Source organism: gamma proteobacterium symbiont of Scutellera amethystina (genome assembly GCF_059730845.1).
Window position 1 is genome coordinate 4,049,856 of the sequence record NZ_AP035935.1, and the last position, 12,073, is coordinate 4,061,928.

The following is a 12,073-nucleotide window of genomic DNA, read 5'->3' on the forward strand; positions in this document are numbered from 1 at the left end:
CAGGCCCGGAGGTTAAGCAGAGCGCGATAAAACTGGCTCCGCGCGCGGGCGAATCAGCCCGGCACGCGCTAACAGCCAGAAAAGTAACTTCGCCAGCCCAACACAGGCGGCGAAAATCAGGCAAAAGAACACCACGCGCGAGCCGAATGCATCCAGCCCTTCGCGCGCCAGCACGATCATATTGAACACCGCGCCAAAGCAGAAGCTTTGCAAAATGGCACCGCTGTAGCGGTTGCCGGCTTCGCGCCCCTGCTGGTAGAGAGAATCAAACCCTTTCATCAACAGCCCGACCGCTATCGCCCCAAGGGGAATAAAGCCTGCGCCGCCCATGATCAGCAGCGAGCCGAGCAACGTGGGCGAAATCGCCAGCCCGGAGTGGTTATTCAGCACTTCCCAGGTGAAATAGTTGGCGCTGTTGAGCACCATCGATGGCCGATCCGGCCACAGCCAGCCCGGGATAAACACGTAGAAATCACGCCAGATCGGTGCCAGCCCCTGAAAATCGATTTTGTCGTAATTCTGCAGCAGCAGCGCAAGGTTTTCCCACGGCGAAAAGGTGTCGCGCGTCAGATAGAGAAACGTGTAAAACGCTTCATCACCCACCACGTCGAGATTGTAACGACGCAGCGCCAGCCAGAACATGCCGCCAATCGCCATCACGCCGGCCCCCACCAGCATCCACAGCGTAATCCAGCCGCGCGTAATGCCGATGAACAGGAACAGTGCAAAGGCAATGATGATATTGGCGCGCGTCCCGCCCACCAGCGCATAGGTCAGCAGACCAAACGCCACCGTGATCAGCAAAAACAGCAGCCACTGGCGCTGGGTAGGATTAAGGAAATAGCGGATCAGCATCGCCGGAATGAAGAAGTAGAAAAAACGCTTGAGCGCCACGCCGGACACTTCGCTGGAGAAGATCTGGTTATAGGCCGACAGCCGGAACAGCAGCAGGCCGTTATGCATAAAGAACACCGTGACGGTTCCCACCGCCACCAGCGCCAGCAGCAGGCAGGTCAGATGGGTTTCCACCCGGTTCATCGTCAGCCAGGGTTTGCGCGGCGCCGCCTGCGCAGGCCGCAGCCGCACTTTGTAGCTGACATAATAGATGGCGTAGAAACTGGTGGCGGCCAGCAGCGCCTGCAGCAGATAGTCTGCCGGCACCACGCTGACGTTAAAGCGGAATACCAGCACGCTGGTCAGCGGGAAGCCAAAGTAAAAGGTCAGCAAAAACAGCAGGGTAAAGAACAGGTGGAAATTAAAACGCACCCGTTTAAATTCGCGCCAGGTCAGCGTCAGAATGAAGCCCAGCGAAAACAGATACACCACCAGCAGACCACTAAACTGCAGCAGGCTCATGTCGACTCCCTTTCACTCTCCGCCAGGGCGTGGCGCCATCCCGCCAGATAGCCCGGGGCAAAAAAGGCGATAGCGGAACGATCGCACTGCGCCAGCTGACGCTGCGCCTCCGCCACGCGCATGCGATCCAGCGCATCAGCGCTAAATAACACCGGCAGCCCCTGCTCGCTCAGGTCACGCCAGAACGGATTCTTACGGTTGACCACAAACGGAATGCCGGCCTGAATCAGCAGGCACAGCGTACCGATGCCCTGCTGACGTTCGAACATAAAATAACCGAGCTGACAGCGACTCAGCAATTGCAGATAGGCAGTGAAGTCGATTTTGTCGCGCAGCAGCGTCACCTGGCCGCGCGGAAACAGGCGCTGCGCGGCAGCATCAATCTCATCGATGTACTCATAGTTGCTGGCCGGATAACCGAGCGGGATCACCACGTTAACCTGCTCACCAAACTGGCGGCGAATCGCCTGCAATCCTTCAATGTGCCGGTTGCTGCGATCGCCCGAGTTGCCGAGCAGAATGGTAAAGCTGTCGCTGGCGGCAGGGGCGGGTATCGCGGCCTCCGGCATACGCGTTGGAAAATAGAGCAGCGAAGTGGGTACGCGCGGATGGCGCTGCTGGAAAAAGTGCAGATCGCCGCGCGTGGCAAACACCTGCGCCATGCGCCCCTGGGCGATACGCCGCAGCAGATAAAACAGGCGGTACTTCAGCCCGGCGCCCTCTTCGTAGAGATCGGCGCCCCAGACGTGCCAGAACGCCTGTTGTCGCCGCAGTTTGCCGCTGAGCAGCGCCAGCCACAGGCGCGGATTGAACTGGCCATGAAAGAAGAAGCGCTGACGGCGATCGGCGGCGCGTGCGATCACCGCCTGCGCCAGCGCGCGCTTGCTGGGATACACGTCGATCTGCAGCTGAGGATAGGCCAGCAGGGTATCCGGCGCGGCCGATACCACCATAAACTGACGCGGCGCGTCGGCTGGCGCTTCGACGCTCATGACGTCGTTAAAGAAGCGCAGCAGCGTGTGATTGTGATGCGGGATATCGGAGCCCAGCACGTGAAATAGCGTCATTTTTTCCGGCAATAAATCAAGAAAGCGCCACAGCAAAGGGCAAAGTAGAGCACGTAGGTCGCCATATAAGCCTGCGCCGCGCCCGCCGTTCCGTGCAGTGGGATCAACCAGTGCGCAAAGGCGGTCAGCAGCACAAACTGGCTGATTTCCGTGAGAATATAAAAGCGCAGTGAGGCTTTGGCGATCACCAGGTATCCGAAAACATAGGCGCCTACTTTAAAGACGTCACCGCACAACTGCCAGACAAAAAGATCGCGCATGGCACTGAACTGCGGCGAAAACAGCAACCAGATGGCGACATCGCGCAGCAGCCAGACACAAAAGCTGGCCGCCGCCACCGCCGGCAGCACAAAGCGCAGCGCGCGGCCAATTTCGCGCGCGATGTCGGCTTTATGCTCCAGCCGCGCCAGCGTTGGCAGCAGCCAGACGCTGAACGTGGCGGTGATAAATTGCAGATACGCATCGGAGATGCTGGTGACGCCCTGCCACAGCCCGACCTGCGCCCAGCCCTGCTGCTGCGCCAGCAGATTACGCATCATCACCCAGGCTACCGGCAGGGTCACGGCCGTCATCAGCGCCATCAGGGTAAATTTGGCCAGATTACGCGCCAGTGCCTGCTGCCACTGCGGCATCAGCCAGCGCAGCGGCAGTTCCTCGCGGTGGCGTCGCAGCATCCACAGCGCCGGCCCGACCAGCAGCGCCGGCACCAGCGCCAGCCCGACCAGCGCACCGGCATAGCCACCCAGCCACCAGCACAGCACATAACCCACCACGCCGATCAGGCTGCCGGCGATCAGCGCCAGCGCGTTACCGCGCGCATCGCGAAAACCTTTCAGCAGCGCCAGTGTCAGGTTGGCCCAGGCAATGCCCAGCTGCAAAAAGGCGACGATACGCACCACGTTTTGCCAGGCGGCGTGGCCAAACAGCGCCCGGCTGATGGGCTCCGCCGCCAGCAGGAACAGCAGCGCCAGCAGCGTGGAAAACCCCAGCACCATTGCCGATGCAGTGCCGGTCACGGCGCGCAACTGCGCCGGCTGCTGGCGGAACTGCGCGACATAGGTGGTTACGCCGTTGAAGATACCCGCGCCGGCCAGCACGCCGAGCACGGTAATCAGCTGGCGAAAGTTACCCGCCTGGCCGACGCCCTCGGGGCCGAAGCTCACCGCCAGCAGTTTCACCACCAGCAGGCCAGCGACAATTTTTACCAGCGTGGACGAGGCGGTCCACACTGAGGCTCTGGCTAACGACATCAGGCAAAGAAGCTCAGCAGCGAACTGATTACCGTACGCTGGTTGTTGTCCGACAGGTTGTAGAACAGCGGCAGCCGCAGCAGGCGCTCGCTCTCGCGCGTAGTGAACGCATCCGTACCGTGGAAGCGGCCAAAACGCGTGCCGGCCGGTGAGGAGTGCAGCGGGATATAGTGGAACACGGTGAGGATCTCCGCTTCCTTCATCCAGTTAATCAGCGCCTGGCGATCCTCGCTATCGCGCAATTTGAGATAGAACATGTGGGCGTTGTGACGGCAACTGGCCGGCACCGCCGGTAACGCAATGCGTCCGCTGGCCGCCAGCGGCTGCAGCGCGTCGTAATAGTTTTGCCACAGGCGCAGACGCTGCTGGTTGATGCGTTCCGCCGCTTCCAGCTGTGCCCACAGATAAGCCGCCTGCAAATCCGCCATCAGGTAGCTGGAACCAATATCGCGCCAGGTATATTTATCCACCTGTCCGCGGAAGAACTGGCTGCGGTTGGTGCCTTTTTCGCGGATGATCTCCGCACGCTCGATCAGTTTCGCCTCGTTGATCAGCGTAGCGCCGCCTTCACCGCCAGCGGTGTAGTTTTTCGTCTCATGAAAGCTAAAGCAGCCGATATGGCCGATAGTGCCCAGCGCGCGCCCTTTGTACTGCGACATCACGCCCTGCGCCGCATCTTCAATCACATACAGCTGATGCTTCGCTGCCAGCGCCATGATGGTATCCATCTCGCACGCCACGCCCGCGTAATGTACCGGCACGATGGCGCGCGTTTTCGGCGTGATTGCTGCTTCAATCTGCGTTTCGTCGATATTCAGCGTATCCGGACGCACGTCGACGAACACAATGGTGGCGCCGCGCAGCACGAAGGCGTTGGCGGTGGAGACAAAGGTGTAGCTCGGCATGATCACTTCATCGCCGGGCTGGATATCGATCAGCAGCGCGGCCATCTCCAGCGAAGCGGTGCACGAGGGCGTCAGCAGCACTTTTTTGCTGCCAAAATGCTGCTCCATCCACTGCTGACAGCGCCGGGTAAAGCCGCCGTCGCCGCACAGCTTGCCGCTGGCCATCGCCGACTGCATATAGTCAACTTCGGTGCCCACAACCGGGGGCGCGTTAAATGGGATCATCAGGCTTTCCTGTAAAACCAGTAGGCGGTGCTTTCCAGCCGGGCACCGCTGCGTAAATAGAGGCGCATCGCCGTAAGATTGCTGAGCTGGGTTGCGACCCGCAGACGTTCGAGCTGGCGCACCCGGCCCCAGTCGGCTGCCGCCAGCAGCAAACGCTGCCCGACGCCGTTGCCCTGCGCCGCCGGCAGCACCGCCAGCAGACCGATACGCGCATCACCGGCGACTTCGCGCATGGAGACGAAACCCTGCAGCGCGCCCTGCTCGTCGCAGGCGATCAGGCACTGGTGATCAAAAGTGCCGCGCACCGCGTTCTCAATCCACTGTGCGTAGAAGCGACCGCTGTCTTCAGCGTCAAACCAGGGAGCACGAAAACGGCTCTGGCTAAACGCCTGGGCCGCTGCCGCGCGCAGCTGCGGGATCTGCGCTTCGCGCGCGATGCGCACGCCGGTCTGCCGTTCGGTGCGTTTGATATTGATCGCCAGATCCGCTTCGCCTTCCACCAGCTGAAAACCGTGCTGGCTCAGCGCATCTATCGCCGCGCTGTCCTGCGCTGGCACCTTAACCTGCCACAGCGTGTAAGGCTGCTGCAGCGCCTCGGCCAGCGGCACATCGCCATCCAGCGTCAGCCGCGCCGTGGCGCAGCGGAAGAAGTCGCTCTCCCACGCAAGGGGATCAATACTGACGCGGACGGGCATGCAGAATATCCAGCAGATACTGGCCGTAGCCGGTTTTGGTCAACGCCTGTGCCGCTGCCAGCAGCTGCTCATCGCTCAGCCAGCCGTTGCGCCAGGCAATCTCTTCGAGGCAGGCAATTTTAAAGCCCTGGCGTTTCTCCACCGTTTGCACGAACACGCTGGCCTCAATCAGGCTGTCGTGGGTGCCGGTGTCCAGCCAGGCAAAGCCGCGCCCCAGCAGCTCCACCGCCAGTTCGCCCTGCTCCAGATACATCTGGTTGATGGCGGTAATTTCCAGCTCGCCGCGCGCCGAGGGCTGCACCTGCTTCGCAAACTCCACCACGCGGTTGTCGTAAAAGTAGAGGCCGGTGACTGCCCAGCGCGATTTCGGCTGCTGCGGCTTCTCTTCAATCGACAGCGCGTTGAAGTCGTCATCAAACTCCACCACGCCAAAACGTTCCGGATCCATGACCTGATAGGCAAAAACCGTGGCACCGTGGCTGCGCGCGGCCACCTTTTTCAGTTTCGGACTGAAGCCCTGGCCGAAGTAGAGATTGTCGCCCAGCACCAGACAACAGCTGTCGTCGCCAATGAAGGATTCACCGATGATAAAGGCCTCCGCCAGGCCATCCGGGCTCGGCTGCTCGGCATACTGCAGCTGCAGGCCAAATTCACTGCCATCCCCCAGCAGCCGCTCAAAATGGGCGCGATCGTCCGGCGTGGTAATAATAAGAATGTCGCGAATCCCCGCCAGCATCAGCACCGACAGCGGATAGTAGATCATCGGTTTGTCGTACACCGGCAGCAGCTGCTTGGATATCGCCCGGGTTATCGGGTGCAGGCGCGTGCCCGAGCCACCGGCTAAGATGATACCTTTCATCGTTGCTCCTCCTGCATGCGCGCTTAAAACGGGGTGGCTAAGCCCAGACGCTCGCCGCGATAACTGCCGTTGAGAATCGCCTGCCACCACTGCGGATTGGCCAGATACCACTGCACGGTTTTGCGGATGCCGCTGTCGAATGTTTCCTGCGGCGTCCAGCCCAGTTCACGGGCAATTTTACTGGCATCAATGGCATAGCGCAGGTCGTGGCCGGGACGATCGTGGACAAAGGTGATCAGTTCCCGGTAGCTGCTCAGCCCGGCAGCGCGCTGTTGCGGTGCCAGCTCATCCAGCAAATCACACAGCGTCTCCACCACCTCAATATTGCGCCGCTCGTTGTGGCCGCCAATGTTGTAGGTCTCGCCCACTTTGCCGCTGCTGACCACGGTATACAGCGCGCGGGCGTGATCTTCCACATACAGCCAGTCACGAATCTGGCTGCCGTTGCCGTATACCGGCAGCGGCTTACCGGCCAGCGCATTGATAATGGTGAGGGGAATCAGTTTTTCCGGGAAATGGTAAGGCCCGTAGTTGTTGGAACAGTTGGTGACCACCACTGGCAGTCCGTAGGTGCGCAGCCACGCGCGCACCAGATGGTCGCTGCTGGCTTTGGTCGCCGAATAAGGGCTGCTCGGGGCGTACGGCGTGGTTTCGGTAAAGAAATCTTCCGTGCCGTGCAGATCGCCAAACACCTCGTCAGTGGAGATGTGGTGCAGGATGAAGCCCTTCTTGCGCTCATCCGTCATGCCGTTCCAGTAATGGCGCGTCGCCTCCAGCAGCTGGTAGGTGCCGACAATGTTGGTTTCGATAAAGGCGATTGGCCCGTCAATCGAGCGGTCCACGTGACTCTCTGCCGCCAGATGCATGATGCAGTCCGGCTGGTACTGCGCCAGCACGCGATCCAGCGCGGCGCGGTCGCAGATATCGACCTGCTCAAAAGCAAAGCGCGCATCCTGCTCGACCGGTGCCAGCGACGCCAGATTGCCGGCATAGCTCAGCTTATCCACCACCACCACCCGGTGGTCGGTATTGGCAATCAGGAAGCGCACCAGCGCGGAGCCAATAAAACCGGCGCCGCCGGTGACTAAAAACTGTTTCATCGCCAGACTCCTTTGGTATCCACAATCCACGACTGCGTCACCTGTTCAGGGGTGACGGCGCGGAACTGCGCATGATCGACCAGCATCACCAGAATGTCGGCGTGTTGCAGGGCATCAGCCAGCGACACCAGCGTAGCGCGTTCGGCGAGCTGCGGCGGAATATCCGCCACATGCGGCTCGACCACCCAGGTGCGGCCGCTGTGCCAGCCCGCAATACGCTGCGCCACCGACATCGCCGGGCTTTCACGCAGGTCATCGATATTAGGTTTAAATGCCAGACCGAAGCAGGCGATGGTCACGTCCGTGGCACGCTTGCCGCTGGCCGTCAGGCACTCGGCCAGCGCCTGTTTAACCTGATCCAGCACCCAGCCCGGCTTGGCATCGTTAACCTCACGCGCGGTCCGGATCAGCCGTGCCTGCTGCGGGTTTTGCGCCACGATAAACCACGGGTCGACCGCAATGCAGTGGCCGCCAACGCCCGGTCCCGGCTGCAGGATATTGACGCGCGGATGGCGGTTCGCCAGCGCAATCAGTTCCCACACGTTGATCCCCTGTTCGGCGCAGATCAGCGACAGTTCGTTGGCAAAGGCGATGTTCACATCGCGGAAACTGTTTTCCGTCAGCTTGCACATCTCTGCGGTGCGCGCGTTAGTTTCCACACACTCGCCGCGCAGGAAAATGCGATACAGCTCGCTGGCGCGCGCCGAACAGGCCGGCGTCATGCCGCCAATCACCCGGTCATTTTCCAGCAGCTCGACCATCACTTTCCCCGGCAGCACGCGCTCCGGGCAGTAAGCGATAAACACGTCAGGCTGCTCGCCATGCTGCGGGAAGCGCAGATCCGGGCGCGCCGCCGCCAGCCATTGCGCCATCTGTTCAGTAGCGCCCACCGGCGAGGTTGATTCGAGGATCACCAGATCGCCGGCCTTCAGCACCGGCGCAATCGACAGCGCAGCCGCCTGTACGTAGCTGAGATCCGGCTGATGATCGCCGACAAACGGCGTCGGCACGGCAATCAGAAAGGCGTCGGCAGCTGCAGGCTGGGTGGTGGCGCGCAGGTTGCCGTTGTGCACCGCTGCACGTACTACGTCGCCCAGCTCAGGCTCGACGATATGAATTTCGCCGCGATTAATGGTTTCCACCGCGCGCGCATTGATATCCACGCCGATGACCTGTTTCCCGTGCGAAGCAAAAACGGCTGCCGTCGGCAGCCCAATGTAGCCCAGTCCGATAACGGAAATGGTTGAAAAACGCATAGTTAAACTCTGTGTTGTTTAAGTGCCTGCAGGATGCGCGCGCAGGCATGGCCGTCGCCATACGGATTGTGCGCGCGGCTCATCGCCTGCCACGCCTCGTCGTCCTGCAATAGCAGGCTGACTTCAGCAACAATTTTATCCACGTCGGTGCCGACCAGCTTCACCGTACCGGCCGCGACCGCTTCCGGCCGCTCGGTGGTTTCGCGCATCACCAGCACCGGTTTGCCCAGCGACGGCGCCTCTTCCTGGATGCCACCGGAATCGGTAAGAATCAGCCAGGCGCGATTCATCAGCCAGACAAACGGCAGGTACTCCTGCGGCTCAATCAGAATGATATTGTTGATACCGCTCAGAATTCGGTTCACCGGCTCGCTGACGTTAGGGTTGAGGTGCACCGGATAGACAATTTGCAGCTGCGGATGCTGACGCGCCAGCTGCGCCAGCGCGCTGCAGATGCGTTCAAAGCCTTCACCAAAGCTTTCGCGCCGATGGCCGGTAACCAGAATCAGCTTTTTACCGGCCTCAAGGAACGGGTAACGTGCCGCCAGGCGGGCATTGAGATCGGCATCATCCAGCACGCGATCGCGTACCCACAGCAGCGCATCGATCACCGTATTGCCGGTGACGAAAATGCGCGCATCGGGCAGATTTTCGCGCAGCAGGTTTTGCCGCGAATTTTCTGTCGGCGTGAAGTGATAGCTGGCGAGATGACCGGTCAGGGTGCGGTTGGCCTCCTCCGGCCACGGCGACATCAGGTTACCGGTCCGCAGACCCGCCTCAACGTGGCCCACCGGAATCTGGTGGTAAAACGCGGCCAGGCTGGCGGCAAAAGTGGTGGTGGTATCGCCGTGCACCAGCACGACATCCGGCTGGAAGTCTGCCAGCACGGTCTTCATACCCTGCAAAATGCGGCTGGTGATCTCGGTCAGCCCCTGTTCGGGCCGCATAATATTGAGGTCATAGTCGGGCTGCAGCCGGAACAGGCGCAGGACCTGGTCAAGCATTTCACGATGCTGTGCCGTCACGCACAGGCGCGATTCGAAGGCAGCATCCTGCGCCAGTGCCTGCACCAGCGGAGCCATTTTGATCGCTTCAGGGCGCGTGCCAAATACAGTCAGAACTTTCACGCGGATTCTCTTAGTGACGGTTGGCGAATGTTGCACGCGGACGACGCACCAGCGCTACGCCGGCACCCACCAGCGCACCGATCGCGCCCCACATCACCATCATAAACAGGCGACGTGGGCTATCGCGGCTGACCGGCTCTTCCGGCGTGCGCAGGTAACGGTAGGTCTGGAACGGTTTATCCAGGCGCGGCCCGGCCTGCAGTGTGTTGAGCATCGCCCTGTTTTGATCATAGCTTAAATCGTAAGCAGGTCCGCTGGCTTGCAGGGTATCCAGCTGCGCCTGCAGCATCTGCTGCCCCAGCAGGAAGCGATCGCTATCCGGCAGCGCTTCACCGCTGACCGGCGCGCGGTTCTCTTTAATGCCCTGCTGGCTGGCCACTTTCAGCGCCTGCTCGATGCGCTGGCGACGGCGATCAAACACTGCCTGTGCCACTTCCTGCTGACGACTGACCTGCGCCTGCAGCTGCACGCTGCGCGCCTGCCACGCACCTTTGAGCTCATCGTTGAGATGGCGCGCGGCGCGTTCGCTGGCATAGGCAATGTACTGCCGCAGCAGATTGTTGGCGTCGCCGGCGGTCTCCGCGATCAGCTTAATGTTATCCAGCGTATTGTGAGTGGTATCAGCCGGGGTGAACTGAATGTTGGTGATCAGATCGTCGAGCAGCGCGGCATCATTATGCGCATTACCGCTTTTGCGGCTCTTATAGTAATCAGTCTGCAGCCAGAAATCGCGACGCGTATCCCACGACGCCAGCTGCATGGTGAACTCCTGATAGACCTCATCCATCACCGTCGGCGCTGGCGTATTCAGGCTGACGGTCTCGTTGCGCACATCCAGATTATTGAGGAACTGCTGCTGCACAAAGAATGCGCCCAGCATATTCACCGTCGGCCGATCGGTCACCGCCGTGGCGCTCCAGGATTGCTTCATTAACATGGAAGCCAGCCACGCCAGCAGCGCAAACAGCAGCGCCAGGCCAATAATCCAGCCTTTGCCGCGCCACAGCGTGCAGCCGAGGCCGCGTACATCCAGTTCGTTCTCCACAACGACAGAGGTCATAACAAAAGTGTCCTTATCCGGGTACTTATCTGGGTAATTATTTTTTCTCTTCGCCGCTGCTTTGCCAGCGACGTTTGATACGACGGATTTTGCGCGCGACGCGCCATGCATGTTTCAGGCAATAACCGTAAAGGAGGAAAGCAGCGAGGAACAGCGCCAGCATGACCCACTCAGGAATAAATGCCAGATATTCGCCCAGCACGCCGATCCCGGCCAGCAGCGCGGCGGCCACGGTAATCAATAAAAAGGCCTGGCGGGAGGTAAAACCGGCCCGCATGATCAGATGATGGATATGCTGACGATCGGCCGAGAACGGGCTCATGCCCTTGCGCAGGCGACGATACATGATCGCCACCATGTCCATCAGCGGAATAGCAATCAGCCACAGGGCGGTAACTGGCGTGATGGGATGGCTGAGGCCCTGCGTCGTTTCCAGCAGAATCCAGATGATGGTGAAGCCGATCATGGTACTGCCGGCATCACCCATAAAGACTTTATAACGCCGGCCTAAAAAGCCGAGATTAAGCAGAATGTAGGGAATGGTGGCGGCGATCATCGCGAAGCACCACATCGCCAGGCTGGTCTGTCCGTCAAAATAGAGGATGATGCCCATCGCGGCGAAGGTGACGCAGGATAAGCCACCCAGTAGACCATCAATACCGTCCACCATATTGAAAGCATTGATCGCTGCCCATACCGCGAACAGCGTCAGCACATAGCCGAAAGGCCCGACGATTAGCTCGACCGGACCAATGATAAACCCCAGGCTCAGTAAATAGAGTTTTGCCCCGACCATCATCACGATGGCAATCGCCGCCTGAACCACGGCACGGATTTTGACGCTGATATCAAAGCGGTCATCGAGCGCGCCGACCAGCACCAGTACCCCGGCGCAGAAGAGGTACAATACGGCGTGCGGCAGGTAATAATTTGAGATGGCAAAGGCGAAGCAAATCCCCGCATACACGGAGATACCGCCGACTAACGGAATGGCGCCATGGTGTCGTTTTCTGGAATTCGGCGTGTCCACAAGCCCAATTTTTTTAGCCGCTTTACGAGCAAAAAACAGGAACGCTAAAGAAAAAAGAAAAACTAAACCAAGCTCAGTACTCATAGTGAGTAAATTCACGTTAACGCTCTCAGCTAAAATCATGGACAACAATAAGCAATTTT

Annotated in this window: 11 protein-coding genes; all 11 read right to left on the reverse strand. The window is 60.0% G+C overall.

Going from position 1 to position 12,073, the window contains the following annotated elements:
* Positions 1 to 12 precede the first annotated feature (12 nt).
* Genes wzyE through wecA form a run of 11 tightly spaced genes read right to left on the reverse strand, consistent with a single transcriptional unit; the run spans position 13 to position 12,014 of the window.
* On the reverse strand, positions 13 to 1,356 hold the full coding sequence (gene wzyE, locus AC6I79_RS19165; RefSeq protein WP_021506980.1) for an ECA oligosaccharide polymerase: 1,344 nt from the start codon (positions 1,354 to 1,356) through the stop codon (positions 13 to 15).
* Positions 1,353 to 2,423 carry a TDP-N-acetylfucosamine:lipid II N-acetylfucosaminyltransferase gene (wecF, locus tag AC6I79_RS19170; protein ID WP_159378061.1) on the reverse strand — a complete coding sequence of 357 codons (1,071 nt, stop codon included), beginning with the start codon at positions 2,421 to 2,423 and terminating at the stop codon, positions 1,353 to 1,355. Before wecF ends, wzyE begins: the two co-directional genes overlap by 4 nt.
* On the reverse strand, positions 2,420 to 3,673 hold the full coding sequence (gene wzxE / locus AC6I79_RS19175) for a lipid III flippase WzxE (protein ID WP_159378060.1): 1,254 nt from the start codon (positions 3,671 to 3,673) through the stop codon (positions 2,420 to 2,422). The genes wecF and wzxE overlap by 4 nt, the downstream gene beginning before the upstream one ends.
* Entirely contained in the window at positions 3,673 to 4,803 is a 1,131-nt protein-coding gene (gene rffA / locus AC6I79_RS19180; RefSeq protein WP_021506983.1) for a dTDP-4-amino-4,6-dideoxygalactose transaminase, read from the reverse strand. The genes wzxE and rffA overlap by 1 nt, the downstream gene beginning before the upstream one ends.
* Complete coding sequence (gene rffC / locus AC6I79_RS19185; protein ID WP_058758102.1) at positions 4,803 to 5,498, reverse strand: dTDP-4-amino-4,6-dideoxy-D-galactose acyltransferase; 696 nt, start codon at positions 5,496 to 5,498, stop codon at positions 4,803 to 4,805. Before rffC ends, rffA begins: the two co-directional genes overlap by 1 nt.
* Entirely contained in the window at positions 5,476 to 6,357 is an 882-nt protein-coding gene (gene rfbA / locus AC6I79_RS19190) for a glucose-1-phosphate thymidylyltransferase RfbA (RefSeq protein ID WP_159378059.1), read from the reverse strand. Before rfbA ends, rffC begins: the two co-directional genes overlap by 23 nt.
* Positions 6,358 to 6,380: 23 nt before the next feature.
* Entirely contained in the window at positions 6,381 to 7,457 is a 1,077-nt protein-coding gene (gene rffG / locus AC6I79_RS19195; protein ID WP_159378058.1) for a dTDP-glucose 4,6-dehydratase, read from the reverse strand.
* Positions 7,454 to 8,713, reverse strand: coding sequence for a UDP-N-acetyl-D-mannosamine dehydrogenase (gene wecC / locus AC6I79_RS19200; protein WP_498027479.1), 1,260 nt, complete (start codon positions 8,711 to 8,713; stop codon positions 7,454 to 7,456). The genes rffG and wecC overlap by 4 nt, the downstream gene beginning before the upstream one ends.
* 2 nt (positions 8,714 to 8,715) lie before the next feature.
* Positions 8,716 to 9,840: a non-hydrolyzing UDP-N-acetylglucosamine 2-epimerase gene (gene wecB / locus AC6I79_RS19205; protein WP_058771055.1), complete on the reverse strand. Its 1,125-nt coding sequence runs from the start codon at positions 9,838 to 9,840 to the stop codon at positions 8,716 to 8,718.
* 10 nt (positions 9,841 to 9,850) lie between these two features.
* Positions 9,851 to 10,900 carry an ECA polysaccharide chain length modulation protein gene (gene wzzE, locus AC6I79_RS19210; protein ID WP_058771054.1) on the reverse strand — a complete coding sequence of 350 codons (1,050 nt, stop codon included), beginning with the start codon at positions 10,898 to 10,900 and terminating at the stop codon, positions 9,851 to 9,853.
* Between the two features lie 37 nt (positions 10,901 to 10,937).
* Positions 10,938 to 12,014, reverse strand: coding sequence for a UDP-N-acetylglucosamine--undecaprenyl-phosphate N-acetylglucosaminephosphotransferase (wecA, locus tag AC6I79_RS19215; RefSeq protein WP_021506990.1), 1,077 nt, complete (start codon positions 12,012 to 12,014; stop codon positions 10,938 to 10,940).
* Positions 12,015 to 12,073 lie beyond the last annotated feature (59 nt).